The organism is Pseudomonas sp. Root71 (assembly GCF_001429045.1).
Classification (GTDB): domain Bacteria; phylum Pseudomonadota; class Gammaproteobacteria; order Pseudomonadales; family Pseudomonadaceae; genus Aquipseudomonas; species Aquipseudomonas monachiensis.
The window spans coordinates 292,031-308,356 of sequence record NZ_LMHY01000012.1 but is presented as its reverse complement, the minus strand read 5'-3'; the positions used below and the strand labels follow the sequence as shown (position 1 = coordinate 308,356).

Sequence of the window (16,326 nt, the reverse complement as noted above, 5' to 3'; positions counted from 1 at the left end):
GGCTGCGATCTTTTCAAAGCCAACCCGATATCAGCTCAGGCTTTCATCAATCACCAACACCACCTTCCCCGCCACGGTATTACTCGCCAGCTCGGCAAACGCCGCCTCGGCATCCTTGATCGGGAATGCCCTGGCCAGCTGCGGACTCAACCGCCCTTCGGCGAACAACGGCCACACGTGCTGGCTCAAATCACTGAACAGATCTGCCTTGAACTGATCATCACGACTGCGCAGTGTCGAACCCAGCAACTGCACACGCTTGGCCAATACCTGAGCCAGATCCAGCTTGGCCTCACGGCCACCCATCAGACCGATCAACACCCAACGGCCATCCTGGGCCAGCAGCTTGAGGTTCAAAGCCGCGTAATTACCGCCCACCGGGTCGAGAATCACGTCGAACGGCCCCAGATCCCGCAGGCTCTCCAGATCGCCATTACGCACCACGCCGCCCTGGGCACCGAGCGCTTCGCAATACGCCAGTCGCTCGGCGGAGCCGACGCTGACCCAGCACGGATTACCGAACGCCTTGCACAGCTGAATGGCCGCTGAACCGATTCCACTTGCCCCGGCATGCAGAAGCACTTTCTGACCCGGTTTGAGCGCAGCCAGTTGAAACAAATTCAGCCAGACTGTTGCATAAACTTCGGGCAAAGCAGCTGCTTCGACCAGTGACATTCCGTCCGGAACCGGCAGCACATGCCGCCCGTCGACAACCACCTCTTCAGCCATCCCGCCCCCGGCCAGCAAGGCGCAAACCCGATCGCCAACCTGCCAGGAGGACCCTGCGCCAACCTCGCTGATGACCCCCGAGCACTCTAGACCGAGCACTTGACTGGCCCCCGGTGGCGGCGGGTAAAGGCCGGCTTTCTGCAATAAATCGGCGCGATTGAGACCTGCTGCCGACACTCGGATGCGAACTTGCCCTACATCGCATGTAGGACTCGGCTCATCAACCCACACCACTTGACCGTCAACGCCTTGCAATGCTTTCACAGTGCCTCCATAGTGAGTCTGGACTGAGCCCGAAGCTATAGCGCCGGGCTTTTTGCATTATGCGACCGGCTCCCAAAGAACCGGCGACTTCAAAGACGGCCTAATATGCGTTATCAATTGTCCCCGCGTCGAATCAGCATGAAGCATCTGTTCCCCAGCACTGCCCTCGCCTTGTTCATCGGTATCGGCTTGCTGCCGATGTCGAGCAATACATTCGCAGCCAATAGCTGGGACAAGCTTCAACCCGATCGTGACGAAGTGATCGCCAGCCTGAACGTCGTCGAGTTGCTCAAGCGCCATCACTACAGCAAGCCGCCGCTCGATGACGCGCGCTCCGTGATCATCTATGACAGCTACCTCAAGCTGCTGGACCCGTCGCGCAGCTACTTCATGGCCAGCGACATTGCCGAATTCGACAAGTGGAAAACCCAGTTTGACGACTTCCTCAAAAGCGGCGACCTGAACGCCGGGTTCACCATCTACAAGCGCTACCTGGACCGCGTCAAAGCGCGTCTGGACTTCGCCCTTGCCGAGTTGAACAAAGGCGTCGACAAGATCGACTTCACCGCCAAGGAAACCTTGCTGATCGATCGCAAGGACGCCCCTTGGCTCAAGAACACCGCAGAACTCGACGACCTGTGGCGTAAACGCGTCAAGGACGAAGTCTTGCGGCAGAAGATCGCGGGCAAGGACTCCAAGCAGATTCAGGAAACCCTGACCAAGCGTTACAAGAATCAACTGGCGCGTCTGGACCAGACCCGTGCGGAAGACATCTTCCAGGCGTACATCAATACCTTCGCCATGTCTTACGACCCGCACACCAACTATCTGTCGCCGGATAACGCGGAGAACTTCGACATCAACATGAGCCTGTCCCTCGAGGGCATTGGCGCCGTGTTGCAGAGCGACAACGACCAGGTGAAAGTCGTGCGTCTGGTGCCAGCAGGCCCGGCCGACAAGACCAAACAAGTCGCACCGGCTGACAAGATCATCGGCGTTGCCCAGGGCAACAAAGAAATGGTCGACGTGGTCGGCTGGCGCCTGGACGAAGTGGTCAAGTTGATCCGTGGGCCGAAAGGCACCGTGGTGCGCCTGGAAGTGATCCCGGCCAGCAATGCGCCGAACGACCAGACCAGCAAGGTCGTCCCGATCACCCGCGAAGCGGTGAAGCTTGAAGACCAGGCGGTGAAAAAGTCGGTCCTCAACCTGAAACAGGACGGCAAGGACTACAAGCTCGGCGTCATCGAGATCCCGGCCTTCTACCTGGACTTCAAGGCTTTCCGTGCTGGCGATCCGGACTACAAGAGCACCACTCGCGACGTCAAGAAACTGCTGACCGAGTTGCAGAAAGACAAAGTCGATGGCGTGGTCATCGACCTGCGCAACAACGGCGGCGGCTCCCTGCAGGAAGCCACCGAGCTGACCAGTCTGTTCATCGACAAAGGTCCGACCGTTCTCGTGCGTAATGCCGATGGCCGGGTCGATGTGCTGGAAGATGAAAACCCGGGCGCCTTCTACAAAGGGCCGATGGCGTTGCTGGTCAACCGCTTGTCTGCCTCGGCTTCGGAGATTTTTGCCGGCGCCATGCAGGACTATCACCGTGCGTTGATCATCGGCGGCCAGACCTTCGGTAAAGGCACCGTGCAGACCATTCAGCCGCTGAACCATGGCGAACTGAAACTGACCCTGGCCAAGTTCTACCGGGTTTCCGGCCAGAGCACCCAGCATCAGGGCGTACTGCCGGACATTGATTACCCGTCGATCATCGACACCAAGGAAATCGGCGAAAGCGCACTGCCTGAAGCCATGCCGTGGGACACCATCCGCGCGGCCATCAAGCCTGCGGTTGATCCGTTCAAGCCGTACATTTCGCAGCTCAAATCCGAGCATGACGTACGCTCGGCCAAAGACGCGGAGTTCGTGTTCATCCGCGACAAACTGGCCCTGGCGCAGAAACTGATGGCGGAAAAAACCGTCAGCCTCAATGAAGCCGACCGTCGTGCCCAACACGCCGATATCGAAGCCAAGCAACTTGTCATGGAAAACATCCGTCGCAAGGCCAAGGGTGAAGAGCCGCTCAAAGAGCTGAAGAAAGAAGACGAAGACGCCATCGCGGCCGAGCCAGACAAGACCAAACCAGAAGACGATGCTTATCTGAGCGAGACCGGGCGGATTCTGTTGGACTACTTGAAACTCAATACCGCGGTAGCCAAGCACTAAGTTGTTACAAGCAAGATGATGGCAATTTAATGCTGACGCTCCCCGGAGCGTCATCAAACAGTCATCATTCTGTCGTGAAATAAAGGACTGGGAGCCCTCTTCATCCAAGAGAGTGCTCCCAGTCCTTTTTTTATCGCCAGAGAAAGCCATGACCACCACAGAACAGCTGAGTGCCTTGAGTTCCATACTGGCTCAAAGCGGTTTGCACAGTCTGTTCCAGCCGATCATTTCCCTCTCTGAGCGACGTATTGTCGGTTACGAAGCCCTTAGTCGTGGGCCCTCCAACAGTCCGCTGCACTCCCCTCTCGCACTGTTCGCCGTGGCCCGTCAGGCCGGCCGCTTGAGCGAGCTGGAAATCGCTTGCCGTCAAAGCGCCTGCCGACGCTTCAATGATCAGCAACTGCCCGGCAAACTGTTCCTCAACGTTTCCCCTGAATCCCTGCTCGAAGCCGCCCACCAACCCGGGCGCACCCTGCAACTGTTGCAGGATTTCGGCATACCGCCGAGTCAGGTGGTGATCGAACTGACCGAACAAACCCCGACCGACGATTTCGAGCTGCTGCAAACCGCTCTGCATCACTATCGAGCGATGGGGTTTTCCATTGCTCTGGATGATCTGGGCGCAGGCTATTCGAGTTTGCGGCTGTGGTCTGAATTGCGTCCGGACTACGTGAAGATTGATCGACACTTCATCGACGGCATTCACCAGGACGCCCTCAAGCGCGAATTCGTCGGCTCGATCCTGCAAATTGCCAAGGCCTCGCGGGCACAAGTGATCGCAGAAGGTATCGAGCTGCCGGAAGAACTCGCGGTGTTGACCGAGATGGGTGTCGATCTGGTTCAGGGTTATCTGCTCTGCCGCCCCCAGGAACATCCACCTCGTGATGCCCGGGCCCTGATGCCCAAACGGGAAAGCACAGCGGTGGCGTTAAATGATGAAGTCAGCGACCTCAGCGCTTTGCTCAACGACCAACCGGCAGTGGCCCGCGATACACCGACCGCCACGGTACTGGAAGCCTTTCGCCGCCAGGCCAACCTGAACTCCCTGGCGGTACTCGACGAGCAAGGCCAGCCCTGTGGCATCGTCCACCGGCATTCGCTCTCCGATGCACTGCTCAAGCCTTTTGCCACCGACCTGTTCGCCCGCAAGCCGATCAGCCGTTTAATGAGTGATGACTTCCTTGCCGTCGAGATGAGCCAATCGTTGCAACAAGTGAGTCGCCTGATCACCAGCCGCGCGCGGCAGCGCATCGAAGAAGACTTCATCATCACCCTCAACGGTGGTTACCTGGGACTGGGCCGAGTGATCGACGTACTTAAACTGATTACCGAACTGAAGATCCAGCAAGCCCGTTACGCCAACCCGCTGACCCTGCTGCCGGGCAACGTACCGATCCAGCAATGCCTGTCGCGACTGCTGCAACAGCAACGGGAGTCGGTGATCTGCTATGTCGACATCGACAGTTTCAAACCCTTCAACGACATCTACGGCTACGGCCGTGGGGACGAAGTCCTGCTGTGCCTGGCGCAATGCCTGAATGATCGCGTCGACCCTTCCCGCGACTTTGTCGGCCATATCGGCGGTGATGATTTCCTGCTGGTGCTCGGTCCGCAAGACTGGCGCAAACGCTTGAACCAGTTGCTCGACGACTTCCAGAGCCAGTGTCGGCGCTTCTACCGCAGCGAACACCTGGAAGCCGGCTGCTTCATCGCACCCAATCGCCAGGGTCAGCGCCAGGAGTTTGCGTTGTTGTCACTGTCGATCGGCGTGGTGCATTTGCATCCACAGGCCTGTGGACAACTCGATGCGAGCCAGCTGGCGGAAATGGCATCACAGGCCAAGCACCATGCGAAGAACGTGCAGGGCTATAGCGTGCATGTGATTGATAGCCTGGTGGTTTCCGGGCATCGATAAGGGAGCTTTCCGGCATCAGTCCAATCAACGAGGCGCCGAGGAAGACTTCAGCTCTTCGAGCTTGATCGGCGCCAACGGATGCCCGGCCTTCGCCGCTATCTCCCAGAACCGTGCGGCCTCAACCGGATCCGGAGCCTTGCTCGCTGTCCCGGCCAAGGTGATCACGCCCACTTGATACGCCGCCTTGGCATCGCCCGCCAACGCCGCCAGGCGCAACAAACGCACGCCCTCCTCACGGGCACCGAGGCCGACGCCGCGAAACGCCAGGATGTGCCCATAGAAGCTCTGGGCGCCGACATTGCCCAGGTTGGCCATGCGTGCGAACTGACCTTCGAGCCAGCGCCAGCCTCGTGGCTGACGGACAAACCATGACCAGTGAAACAATCGGCGCGCGAGCCAGTAACCGGCCCGCGCCTTGAGTTGCAAGAACACTCAGGCCTCGGCCGATTCCGGGTATTCGTACTCGAACACCCGCACCACTTCCGAAGCATGCCAGGACGCGGCGGCAACGCCGTCCGACGGCCCGGAGAAACGCCCGAGACGCTCGACACATTCAAAGAATCCGGTGCGCGGCAAGCGGCTGGCACCCTGACTGATCACCAGTGAACTGCGCAATGGCTGCTCCGCCCTGGCATCCAGGGCCGCCAGATGCTCAAGGGCCGCCGTCAGGGTTTGCATGGCCGGGGTCGGCAGCTGCAAACGCTCCAGCAATGCTCGATACGTCAACAGATGGCGCTGGCGACGCGCCTGATCCAGTTCGCCGAGCAACCCGTCCCAATGTTGACGACTGATGCGTACGCTCACGATTCATCCCTCCACCCTGGCACCGTCAATTCCCAGGCCAGGCTGCGGCGAATCGCAGCGTCGGGCAGACGCTCGCCGCTTTCGATCATGGCCAGGTAAGACGGGCTGATGCCTACCGTGCGGGCCAACGCCTCGATGGCGATGCCCTTCCCCTCGCGCAAACTGCGTAGTTGATCCAGACCCGGAAGAATCGTGTCTGGTGTTGCCGCCTGAGGCTTCGTGGCTTGAGGCGACGCTTGCTCCTTGATACCCGCTGCTTTCAGTAACGCCTGATACTGAGCCCATGGCAGAACCGCATATTCGGGCTCGCCTTCGCGTGTAATTATCTGAATATCCATCACTACCCCGTAGGACAACAACACTTAGCGAGTCAGTACTTTTCCCTAGAAGTGTAATCCTAACAGCGGCCAAGGTCGCGGGGGACATCAATCTGTGAACAGGCCGAAATCGACTCAGTGTTTTTTCGGGCCTTGAAGTTGAAGTTGCTCGGGGGTAGCAGGCAGACGCTCAACCACCGCGAGCTTCTCCGGCACCTGCCGCTTGCGCCAGGTGCGGAAGGCATTGAGCTCGTCGTCGAGCACTTTCATCAGCCATGCCAGTACTGCGATGTCATCGAACATGCCAAACAATGGAATGAAATCCGGAATCGCATCCACCGGGCTGAGGAAGTACATCAGGCCCGCGACCACCGAAACCAGCGCCTTGGGGCTGATAGCGCGATACTCACCACGCCAGTAGGCCAGGCAGAGTGCCTGCAACAGCTTCAAGTCGTCCTTGATCTTGCCCAACCGGTTGCCCTGGCTTACGCCTTTGCTGGCGACCGCGAACAACAGGCTCGGCAATCGACCCCGTGCCAGCAGGCGTCCGGCCAGAGGCAGGAAACGAGCGAAATTCCAGGGTGCTTTCATCATTCCTCCCGTTGAAATGTTATCCACACAAATTGTGGATAACCTTGTGAACAGAGCAGCTTTTCGCCGCTGTAAGCCCCGTGTTACAAGGCCTGCGTTCAGATCGGGCGTTTTTTACTCATCAAAAAAAACCCATAATTTCATTGACTTGGCGGCCTTGTGCGACTACCGCCAACACCACTATGCCTGAGACTCCGGCCTAGAGCGTCTGTTCGATTTGTTTACCCCTGCCGAACGCCAGATGCAACAACGCCCCGCATGAGCGAGGCGTTGTTATCGAAGCAGGCGCTGGTTACTTGGCAGCGGCGTCTTCTTTTGCCGGATCCTTGATGGCCAGCAGTTCCAGGTCGAATACCAGCACCGAGTTGGCTGGAATCGCCGGGCTTGGGCTTTGAGCGCCGTAAGCCAGGTCAGCAGGGATGTACAGCTTGTACTTCTCGCCAACGTGCATCAGTTGCAAGCCTTCGACCCAACCCGGGATCACACCGCTGACCGGCAGATCGATCGGGCTGCCGCGCTCGACGGAGCTGTCGAATACGGTGCCATTGGTCAGCTTGCCGGTGTAGTGAACGGTCACTACATCAGTCGGCTTTGGCTGAGGGCCATCGGCTTTCTGCACGACTTCGTACTGTAAGCCCGAAGCGGTGGTGGTCACGCCAGGTTTCTTGGCGTTTTCCTCGAGGAACTTCTTGCCGGCAGCGGCCGACTCTTCGCTCATCTTGGCCATGCGCTCTTCGGCACGCTTTTGCAGCGCGGCGAATGCCTCGACCAGTTCTTCGTCTTTGAGCTTCTGCTCTTTCTTGCCGACGGCGTCTTCGATGCCCTGGGCTACAGCCTTGGAATCCAGGTCATCCATGCCTTCCTGAGCCAGGCTCTTGCCCATGTTCAGGCCAATGCCGTAGGAAGCTTTTTGCGCCGGAGTTTTCAGCTCTACGCTGGTCTGCGAATCACAACCCGCAAGTACCAGGCCAACCAGGGCTACCGCCGCCGCCAACCGATGCTGTTTCATGCTATTTCCTTGTTCATGCGCCTAAAGGGCAATCGAGTAAAGCCGCGAGCTTATCAGGCCGCCACGACCAATGGCTACCGGCATGAGAGCCGGAAACAATTGATAAGTTCAGGTGTTTAAACGCTTTTCACTATTCGGCTGATGAAGCTTCTTTCACTTTGCGCCGACGCAGGCTGATTCCGGAACTACAACATCTGGCGTAATGGCCTCTTGCCGCACCCTGCGTACTCGGGCATAACCGCATGATAATTCGACAAGGATGTTTATCTTGCGCCTCTTCTTTCGCTTGCTGGCTCTCGTCGCAGTACTGCTCGGACTGGTCATGGCCGTGGTGCTTTACTACGTTGCCAACCCGAAATTGCCGGCCTGGTCGCCTGCGCAACAAGTGCATTACCTGGAGCAATGGAGCGCCGCCGATCGCGAGACCTATTACTTCACCCCCCAGGGCACTCAGGTCAAAGGCTTGCGCTACGACTGGTTCACCGCCCTCGAACTGCCCTTCTCCCGACAACGCTTCGCCGCCCCCGAATACCTCGCCCGCTTCGGTTTCCTGGTGGACCCCGGCCAGAAGCCGACACCGAACAACCCCGGCAACCTCCCCGCAGGCTTTACGCGGCACCAGAATGCGGGGAGCACGGATATGTTTCTGGATATCACCTGCGCGGCTTGCCACACCGGTGAACTGCGATTCAAGGGCCAGGCCGTGCGTATCGATGGCGGCTCGGCGCAACATGTACTGCCATCCAGTGTTCCTACACTCAAAGGCGGCAGTTTCGGACAGGCTCTGGTGGCCAGCCTCGCCTCCACTTACTACAACCCTTGGAAATTCGAGCGCTTCGCACGCAACGTGCTCGGCCAGGACTACGAAACGCGCCACCAACAGTTGCGTAAAGATTTCAAATCTTCACTGGATACCTTCCTCAAAGTGGCCTGGAACGACACCCATCGCGGGCTCTATCCGACCGAGGAAGGCCCGGGGCGCACAGACGCCTTCGGGCGCATCGCCAACGCCAGCTTCGGTGATGCGATATCCCCCGACAACTACCGCGTGGCCAATGCCCCGGTCGATTATCCGCAGTTGTGGGACATGTGGACGTTCGAATGGGTGCAGTGGAACGGCTCGGCGAAACAACCGATGGCTCGCAACATCGGCGAGGCGCTGGGCGTGGGCGCCACGCTGAACTTCTTCGACAAGAGCGGCCAGCCGCTGACGGGTGATGCCCGCTACCCCTCCAGCGTCCGCGTGCGCGATCTGCACCTGATCGAACAAACCCTGCAACGACTTTCACCTCCGGCCTGGCCTGAAGAACTGTTTGGCCAGGTCGACAAAACCCTGGCAGCCAAGGGCCGTGCCTTGTTCGCCGAAAACTGCGCAGGTTGCCATGTGCCGCGCACCAGCCAGGGCGAGGGACGATACGTCCAGCACCTGAAAATGCTCCCGGTGGATTACATCGGCACAGACCCCGGCGCGGCCAACAACATCGCCGACCACCGCTTCGACCTCACAGCTTTGCAATGGAAGCAGGCGGAACTGGAAAAACTCGATGTCGAGCCAAAGCCCGCCGAACCACTGGACCTGAGCAAAATGTCCGTGGCCAAGGGGTTGGCCTATGTCACCGCTTTTGTCCAGGACCGCGCCTATCAAGACGCCAACGTCACCCCTGCCGAGCGCCCTGACATGGACGGTTTCGGCCTGTCGATCGGTGTGCGCGAATTGCGTTCGTACAAGGCCAGGCCATTGGCGGGTGTATGGGCGACAGCGCCGTACCTGCACAACGGTTCGGTCCCGAGCCTTTATCAATTGCTGTCGCCTCAGGATGAGCGTGCGACCACCTTCTATAAAGGCACGTTCGAATACGACCCGGGACACCTGGGTTACCGCACCGAAGCCTTTGCCAACGGGTTCCTGTTCGACACACGAATCACCGGCAACCACAACAGCGGCCATGAATTCCGGGCCGGCAAACTCGGCAATGGTGTGATCGGCCGCGGATTGCAGCCACAAGAACGCTGGGCACTGCTGGAATATCTGAAAGTGCTGGGCGGCCCGCTGGAAGCGCAATTGCCATGACCACAACCGCCGTTAAAAGGACGTTCCCATGCTGATAACTCTCTGGCTGCGCCTGGGCGCCGTCCTCGCCAGCCTGTTGCTGTGGTTGCTGGGTCTCGGCGTGCTGGGCTGGGCCCTGGCCGGCGCCTGGTTTGCCTGGCAGCATCGCGGGCCGGTTTCGGCGCAGGAGTTGATGGCGGACGACGAAGCCGCGATGACCCGGGACATCATCCAGACCGCCGTGCGCATCGTCGATCAGCACCGTGAAAGCACCCGCTACCTGCGCGACGCCCATGCCAAGGCCCACGGCTGTGTGAAGGCCGAGGTTCAGGTGCTGCCGGAACTGCCAGGCGAACTGCGTCAGGGCGTATTCAGCGAGCCGGGCAAAACCTGGCAAGCGACGATGCGCCTGTCCAACGGCAATGCCTACCCGCAGTTCGATAGCATCCGCGACGCCCGGGGCATGGCGATCAAACTGTTCGATGTGCCGGGCAAGCAACTGTTGAGCGACCGGCAGGGGCGAAACGAGCAGGACTTTGTGATGTTCAGCCACCCGAACTTCTTTGTCAGTGATGTCGCCGAATACCGTCAGAACGTCGCCGCCCAGGCCGACGGTAAAAAGCTGATGGCCTTCTTCCCCGGTCGGGATCCACGCGCCTGGCAGGTTCGCCACCTGTTCATTGCCCTGGCGACACTGGCCCCTGCCCCGTCGAGCCCGACCCAGACGACGTACTTTTCGGTTTCACCCTACAAATTCGGTGAAGCCAATGCGAAATTCCGGGTCATGCCCGATCCGGATAACTGCCCGACCTACAACCTGCCGGAACAGAATCGCAAGTTGCCGAACTTCCTGCGCAATGCGCTGAACCAACAGCTGTCGACCGACCGGGTGCCCGCGTGTTTCGCCTTGCAAATCCAGCGACAGGACGCCAACCAGTACATGCCGATCGAAGACACCAGCATTGAGTGGCGCGAGAGCGATGCGCCCTTCGAGACGGTGGCACGGATCAAGGTGCCGGCACAGGACTTCGATACGCCGGCGCTAAACCTGCAATGCGACAACCAGTCGTTCAATCCCTGGTTCGGCGTCGAGGCGCACCGCCCCATCGGCGGGATCAATCGCCTGCGCAAGGCCGTGTATGAAGCCGTCAGCGACTACCGACACAGTCGCAACGCCGAGCAATAATCGAGCAGGCACAAAAAAAGCGATCCTCGGATCGCTTTATGGTCTGGCCAAACGCCAGACAGCAAAAAGCCCGCACTAGGCGGGCTTTCTGTGGTGACCTGGCGTTCAGTGTTCCAGGTTACCGAATATGGCGCAGCGGACGGGACTCGAACCCGCGACCCCCGGCGTGACAGGCCGGTATTCTAACCGACTGAACTACCGCTGCGCGTAGCGTTGAAAGTAAGTGGTGGGTGATGACGGGATCGAACCGCCGACATTCTGCTTGTAAGGCAGACGCTCTCCCAGCTGAGCTAATCACCCTTTACCTTCGTTGCGGGGCACATTATGCCACAGGTTTTTATAAAGTGTTGATTTATTTGAAGTTTTTTTTCAAAAAATCTACAAACCGGTGAAACGATGCAACCCACAGGAACAACAGACAAACTTGAGGCAGAAAAAAACCCGCCTAAGCGGGCTTTTTCCGTGGTGACCTGGCGTTCAGTGCTCCAGGTTACCGAATATGGCGCAGCGGACGGGACTCGAACCCGCGACCCCCGGCGTGACAGGCCGGTATTCTAACCGACTGAACTACCGCTGCGCGTAACACTGAAAACGAATGGTGGGTGATGACGGGATCGAACCGCCGACATTCTGCTTGTAAGGCAGACGCTCTCCCAGCTGAGCTAATCACCCTTCGCTTCGGTGTGGCGCGCATTCTACGGAGCGACCCAACCTCTGGCAAGCACTTTTTACAATAATTTTCTCAGCCCTTCCAAAGGCTTAGAGAAAGGTTGGCCTATGGCGTGGCGAAGACAATAATGCCCCCCTTTGTATAAAGGAGAGACTCACCCCATGTGGTTCAAAAACCTGCTTATCTATCGCCTGACCCAAGATCTGCCTGTTGATGCCGAGGCGTTGGAAACTGCACTGGCCACCAAACTGGCGCGCCCATGTGCAAGCCAGGAGTTGACCACCTACGGTTTCGTCGCGCCGTTCGGCAAAGGCGAAGATGCGCCACTGGTGCACGTCAGCGGTGACTTCCTGCTGGTGTCCGCGCGCAAGGAAGAACGTATTTTGCCGGGTAGCGTCGTGCGTGACGCGGTCAAGGAAAAGGTCGAAGAGATCGAAGCCGAGCAAATGCGCAAGGTCTATAAGAAGGAACGCGATCAGATCAAGGATGAAATCATCCAGGCCTTCCTGCCACGCGCCTTCATCCGCCGCTCGTCGACCTTCGCCGCCATCGCGCCGAAACAGGGTCTGATCCTGGTCAACTCGGCCAGCCCGAAACGCGCCGAAGACTTGCTGTCCACCCTGCGCGAAGTGATCGGCACCTTGCCGGTGCGCCCGCTGACCGTGAAGATGTCCCCGACCGCGACCATGACCGAGTGGGTCACCACCCAGAAAGCCGCGGACGATTTCTTTGTGCTGGACGAGTGCGAACTGCGCGACACCCACGAAGACGGCGGCATCGTGCGTTGCAAGCGCCAGGACCTGACCAGCGAAGAAATCCAGCTGCACCTGAGCACCGGCAAAGTGGTCACTCAACTGTCCCTGGCCTGGCAGGACAAACTGTCGTTCGTCCTCGACGACAAAATGGTGGTCAAGCGCCTGAAGTTCGAAGACTTGCTGCAAGACCAGGCGGAACAGGACGGCGGCGACGAAGCCCTGGGCCAACTGGACGCCAGCTTCACCCTGATGATGCTGACCTTCGGCGACTTCCTGCCGGCGCTGGTTGAAGCGCTGGGTGGTGAAGAGACTCCGCAGGGAATCTAAAAGCTTGTGATCTCAAACTGTGGGAGCGGGCTTGCTCGCGAAAGCGGAGCGTCAGTCGACATTGATACTGACTGATACTCCGCTTTCGCGAGCAAGCCCGCTCCCACATTTGGTTTTGTGGTGCTACTGAATAAAAAAGGATCAAGCCATGCGCGCACTGGCTGCATTGAGTCGTTTTGTCGGCAACACCTTCGCTTACTGGGTACTGATTTTCGCTGTCGTGGCGTTTCTGCAGCCGGCATGGTTCATCGGCCTCAAGGGCGCCATCGTGCCCTTGCTGGGGCTGGTGATGTTCGGCATGGGCCTGACCCTCAAACTCGAAGACTTCGCCGAAGTCGCTCGGCATCCATGGCGCGTGGCCCTGGGCGTGGTGGCCCATTTCGTGATCATGCCGGGCGTGGCGTGGTTGCTCTGCCAGGCGTTCCACTTGCCACCGGAAATCGCCGTCGGCGTGATTCTGGTCGGCTGCTGCCCGAGCGGCACCTCGTCGAACGTGATGACCTGGCTGGCCCGTGGCGACTTGGCGCTGTCGGTGGCCATCGCCGCCGTCACCACCCTCCTCGCCCCGCTGCTGACCCCGGCGTTGATCTGGCTGCTGGCCTCGGCCTGGTTGCCGGTGTCGTTCATGGAATTGTTCTGGTCGATCCTGCAGGTGGTGCTGTTGCCGATCGTGCTGGGCGTGGTTGCCCAACGAGTGCTCGGCGACAAGGTTCGCCACGCCGTGGACGTATTGCCGCTGGTGTCGGTGGTCAGCATTGTGATCATCGTCACGGCAGTCGTCGCCGCCAGCCAGGCGAAGATCGCAGAGTCCGGTCTGTTGATCATGGCCGTGGTCATGCTGCACAACAGCTTCGGCTACCTGCTGGGTTACTTCACCGGGCGCCTGTTCAAGCTGCCTCTGGCCCAGCGCAAGTCCCTGGCCCTGGAAGTCGGCATGCAGAACTCCGGGTTGGGCGCCGCGTTGGCGAGCGCACACTTCTCGCCGTTGGCGGCAGTGCCAAGTGCACTGTTCAGTGTGTGGCACAACATTTCCGGGGCATTGCTCTCCACGTATTTCCGCCGCATGAGCGAGAAACAGGATCGGGAAATGGCAGCGCAACAGGTCAGTGACTGAGTTGAAAACTTGATCCCCGGGTTAATGCTGGGCACTATATTGCGCAACGCGAGGACGACCTCGCGGCTCGATCGAGTCATTAATCAGGGGACGACCCCGTCAGACGATGGAGGTCTTCATGTCCTGGATCATTCTGTTTTTCGCCGGCCTGTTCGAAGTCGGCTGGGCCGTCGGCCTCAAGTACACCGACGGCTTCACCCGCCCGCTCCCCACCGTGTTGACCGTCGCGGCCATGGCGATCAGCCTTGGCTTGCTCGGCCTTGCAATGAAAGAATTGCCGCTGGGTACGGCCTATGCGATCTGGACCGGTGTCGGCGCCGTTGGCACGGTGATCGCCGGGATCGTCCTGTTTGGCGAATCCATGGCGCTGGTGCGGTTGACGAGTGTGGCGTTGATTATTTCCGGGCTTGTTGGCCTGAAGGTCAGCGCTTAACTTTCAGACCGCCATCGTCGGATCGCCGCCCGGAGATCCGACGATGAGGCCCGTTCAAACAACCATTATCTGACAGCCCCGCGCAACTCCCCCACCAACGCCTGCAACTTCGCCGGCTCCGCCACTTCAACCGCCACCGCCGGCCCCGCCACCAATGTCACTCGCGACCACAGGCGATGAAACAGTCCCTTGCCCGGATCGCGGCTGAAGAAACTCCCCCACAACCCCTGCAAGGCCAGCGGAATCACCGGTACTGGCGTCTCTTCGAGAATCCGCGTCAACCCGCCCTTGAATTCATTGATCTGGCCATCGGCGGTCAATTTACCCTCGGGAAAGATGCACACCAGCTCACCGTCCTTCAGGTACCGGGCAATGCGCGTGAAGGCTTGTTCATATATCTGGATGTCTTCCTGGCGCCCTGCAATCGGAATCGTCCCCGCGGTACGGAAGATGAAGTTCAGCACCGGCAGGTTGTAGATCTTGTAGTACATGACAAAGCGAATCGGCCGACGCACCGCGCCGCCAATCAGCAAGGCGTCGACGAATGACACGTGATTGCACACCAGCAACGCCGCGCCTTCATCGGGGATCAAATCCAGATTGCGATGCTCGACGCGGTACATGGAATGGCTGAGCAGCCAGATCATGAAACGCATGGTGAACTCGGGGACGATCTTGAAGATGTAGGCGTTGACGCCGATGTTCAGCAACGACACCACCAGGAACAGCTGCGGGATCGACAGCTCGGCCACACTCAGCAAGATGATCGAGACAATCGCCGACACCACCATGAACAAGGCATTGAGGATATTGTTGGCGGCAATCACCCGCGCCCGTTCGTTCTCCGCCGTACGTGACTGGATCAGCGCGTACAGCGGCACGATGTAGAAACCGCCAAAGACGCCCAGGCCGAGGATGTCGAGCAACACCAGCCAGGTGTGGCTGAAACCGAGGATCTCGATCCAGCCATGGCCAGTGGCGCTGTCCGGGATTCCACCAGAATGCCACCACAGCAGCAGACCAAAAACGGTCAGGCCGAACGATCCGAACGGCACCAGTCCGATCTCGACTTTGCGCCCGGAGAGCTTCTCGCACAGCAGCGAACCCAATGCGATGCCGACCGAGAACACCGTCAGAATCAGCGTCACCACGGTTTCGTCGCCGTGCATCCACTCCTTGGCATAGGCCGGGATCTGCGTCAGGTAAATCGCCCCGACAAACCAGAACCACGAGTTGCCGACAATCGAGCGTGACACCGCCGGCGTTTGCCCCAGGCCCAGCTTCAACGTGGCCCAGGACTGGCTGAAGATGTTCCAGTTCAGGCGCATTTGCGGCGTGGCGGCCGCCGCCCGGGGAATGCTGCGACTGGCCAGGTAGCCGAGCACGGCAGTGCCGATGATTGCCACGGACACCACCGGTGCGTAATGCGCCGAAGACATCATGATCCCGGCACCAATGGTGCCGGCAAGGATCGCCAGGAAGGTGCCCATTTCCACCAGGCCGTTGCCGCCTACCAGCTCATCTTCATGCAGGGCTTGCGGCAGGATCGAGTACTTCACCGGCCCGAACAACGCCGAGTGGGTGCCCATGGCGAACAGCGCCAGCAGCATCAACGACAAGTGATCGAACATGAAGCCGACGGCACCGACCGCCATGATGGCGATTTCCCCAAGCTTGATCAGGCGGATCAACGCGTCCTTGGCGAACTTTTCCCCGAATTGCCCGGCCAGGGCCGAGAACAGGAAGAACGGCAGGATAAACAGCAGCGCACACAGGTTGACCCATATCGAGCGGTCACCCTCGATGGTCAGCTTGTACAAAATGGCCAGGATCAACGACTGCTTGAACACGTTGTCGTTGAACGCCCCGAGGGACTGGGTGACGAAGAACGGCAGGAAGCGCCGGGTGCGTAGCAAGGTGAACTGTGAGGGGTGACTCATCT

The 16,326-nt window shown here is 59.3% G+C and carries 14 protein-coding genes and 4 tRNA genes; 7 read left to right on the top strand and 11 right to left on the bottom strand.

Annotated elements, in window-relative coordinates:
- Positions 1 to 30: 30 nt before the first annotated feature.
- A complete protein-coding gene (locus tag ASD95_RS11450) occupies positions 31 to 993 on the bottom strand; it encodes a zinc-binding dehydrogenase (protein WP_056721772.1) in 963 nt (320 codons plus the stop codon).
- Positions 994 to 1,131: 138 nt separating this feature from the next.
- Between ASD95_RS11450 and ASD95_RS11445 the strand changes: the two genes are divergently transcribed.
- Positions 1,132 to 3,213 (top strand): carboxy terminal-processing peptidase, encoded by a 2,082-nt coding sequence (locus tag ASD95_RS11445; RefSeq protein WP_177336455.1) that lies wholly within the window; start codon positions 1,132 to 1,134, stop codon positions 3,211 to 3,213.
- A gap of 148 nt (positions 3,214 to 3,361) precedes the next feature.
- The gene (locus tag ASD95_RS11440; RefSeq protein WP_056721768.1) at positions 3,362 to 5,128 is read left to right on the top strand and encodes a bifunctional diguanylate cyclase/phosphodiesterase; all 1,767 of its coding nucleotides are present in this window, start codon (positions 3,362 to 3,364) and stop codon (positions 5,126 to 5,128) included.
- Positions 5,129 to 5,152: 24 nt separating this feature from the next.
- Here ASD95_RS11440 and ASD95_RS11435 read toward each other — a convergent pair whose 3' ends face one another.
- From ASD95_RS11435 to ASD95_RS11415, 5 genes are all read right to left on the bottom strand, one after another.
- Positions 5,153 to 5,560, bottom strand: coding sequence for a hypothetical protein (locus ASD95_RS11435; protein ID WP_056721766.1), 408 nt, complete (start codon positions 5,558 to 5,560; stop codon positions 5,153 to 5,155).
- Positions 5,561 to 5,932, bottom strand: coding sequence for a hypothetical protein (locus ASD95_RS11430; RefSeq protein WP_007898892.1), 372 nt, complete (start codon positions 5,930 to 5,932; stop codon positions 5,561 to 5,563).
- On the bottom strand, positions 5,929 to 6,270 hold the full coding sequence (locus ASD95_RS11425; RefSeq protein WP_056722297.1) for a helix-turn-helix domain-containing protein: 342 nt from the start codon (positions 6,268 to 6,270) through the stop codon (positions 5,929 to 5,931). Before ASD95_RS11425 ends, ASD95_RS11430 begins: the two co-directional genes overlap by 4 nt.
- A 114-nt stretch (positions 6,271 to 6,384) precedes the next feature.
- Positions 6,385 to 6,840 carry a YkvA family protein gene (locus ASD95_RS11420; RefSeq protein WP_056721765.1) on the bottom strand — a complete coding sequence of 152 codons (456 nt, stop codon included), beginning with the start codon at positions 6,838 to 6,840 and terminating at the stop codon, positions 6,385 to 6,387.
- 292 nt (positions 6,841 to 7,132) lie between these two features.
- Complete coding sequence (locus ASD95_RS11415; protein WP_056721763.1) at positions 7,133 to 7,849, bottom strand: FKBP-type peptidyl-prolyl cis-trans isomerase; 717 nt, start codon at positions 7,847 to 7,849, stop codon at positions 7,133 to 7,135.
- A 268-nt stretch (positions 7,850 to 8,117) separates the two neighbouring features.
- Between ASD95_RS11415 and ASD95_RS11410 the strand changes: the two genes are divergently transcribed.
- Positions 8,118 to 9,920 (top strand): di-heme-cytochrome C peroxidase, encoded by a 1,803-nt coding sequence (locus ASD95_RS11410; RefSeq protein ID WP_056722295.1) that lies wholly within the window; start codon positions 8,118 to 8,120, stop codon positions 9,918 to 9,920.
- A gap of 28 nt (positions 9,921 to 9,948) precedes the next feature.
- Positions 9,949 to 11,085: a catalase family protein gene (locus tag ASD95_RS11405; RefSeq protein ID WP_056721762.1), complete on the top strand. Its 1,137-nt coding sequence runs from the start codon at positions 9,949 to 9,951 to the stop codon at positions 11,083 to 11,085.
- 128 nt (positions 11,086 to 11,213) lie between these two features.
- Here the strand turns inward: ASD95_RS11405 and ASD95_RS11400 are convergent.
- The 4 genes from ASD95_RS11400 to ASD95_RS11385 all read right to left on the bottom strand — a co-directional run bounded on the left by ASD95_RS11400 (position 11,214) and on the right by ASD95_RS11385 (position 11,757).
- A tRNA-Asp gene (locus tag ASD95_RS11400) sits at positions 11,214 to 11,290 on the bottom strand.
- 19 nt (positions 11,291 to 11,309) lie between these two features.
- Positions 11,310 to 11,385, bottom strand: a tRNA-Val gene (locus tag ASD95_RS11395).
- Between the two features lie 200 nt (positions 11,386 to 11,585).
- Positions 11,586 to 11,662: transfer RNA gene (locus tag ASD95_RS11390), tRNA-Asp, on the bottom strand.
- A gap of 19 nt (positions 11,663 to 11,681) precedes the next feature.
- Positions 11,682 to 11,757 (bottom strand) — tRNA-Val (locus ASD95_RS11385).
- 159 nt (positions 11,758 to 11,916) lie between these two features.
- Between ASD95_RS11385 and rdgC the strand changes: the two genes are divergently transcribed.
- The 3 genes from rdgC (at position 11,917) to sugE (ending at position 14,384) form a co-directional block, all read left to right on the top strand.
- Positions 11,917 to 12,837 carry a recombination-associated protein RdgC gene (gene rdgC, locus ASD95_RS11380; protein ID WP_007969735.1) on the top strand — a complete coding sequence of 307 codons (921 nt, stop codon included), beginning with the start codon at positions 11,917 to 11,919 and terminating at the stop codon, positions 12,835 to 12,837.
- Between the two features lie 148 nt (positions 12,838 to 12,985).
- A complete protein-coding gene (locus tag ASD95_RS11375) occupies positions 12,986 to 13,951 on the top strand; it encodes a bile acid:sodium symporter family protein (RefSeq protein ID WP_056721760.1) in 966 nt (321 codons plus the stop codon).
- Positions 13,952 to 14,069: 118 nt separating this feature from the next.
- Positions 14,070 to 14,384, top strand: coding sequence for a quaternary ammonium compound efflux SMR transporter SugE (gene sugE, locus ASD95_RS11370; RefSeq protein ID WP_056721759.1), 315 nt, complete (start codon positions 14,070 to 14,072; stop codon positions 14,382 to 14,384).
- A gap of 65 nt (positions 14,385 to 14,449) precedes the next feature.
- Here the strand turns inward: sugE and ASD95_RS11365 are convergent, their stop codons facing one another.
- Positions 14,450 to 16,324 carry an MFS transporter gene (locus tag ASD95_RS11365; RefSeq protein ID WP_056721757.1) on the bottom strand — a complete coding sequence of 625 codons (1,875 nt, stop codon included), beginning with the start codon at positions 16,322 to 16,324 and terminating at the stop codon, positions 14,450 to 14,452.
- Positions 16,325 to 16,326 lie beyond the last annotated feature (2 nt).